Below are 263 nucleotides of genomic sequence, written 5' to 3'. Positions count from 1 at the left end.
GATTACCCCAGATAACCTCTAAGGTGGTACCTTCGATAGCATACTCAGTTTCAATAACCGCCAAAGAAATCATACGACGGTAATAAAACGAATAAATACGTCCGCTTGAAATACCTATACTGCGATTATCGATCTGTACCTCATCTGCCACAACAATAGAACTCTGCGTTGTCCAAATAGGATTGGCTGGGAATTCCATGAACTCAAAAGACTCACCAGACTCAAAATAAGAGGCATAGATATCTTTAATATCGTCCGCATAC

The 263-nt window shown here is 40.3% G+C and carries 1 pseudogene; it reads right to left on the bottom strand.

From position 1 onward, the window contains the following. Nucleotides 1-263: pseudogene (locus tag AAEZ06_RS27510) on the bottom strand (hypothetical protein); the annotation flags it as partial.

Source organism: Pseudomonas sp. HY7a-MNA-CIBAN-0227, assembly GCF_040310325.1.
Taxonomy (GTDB): Bacteria; Pseudomonadota; Gammaproteobacteria; order Pseudomonadales; family Pseudomonadaceae; genus Aquipseudomonas.
Note: the sequence above shows the minus strand (reverse complement) of the source record. Positions and strands in the feature narration are given on the sequence as shown.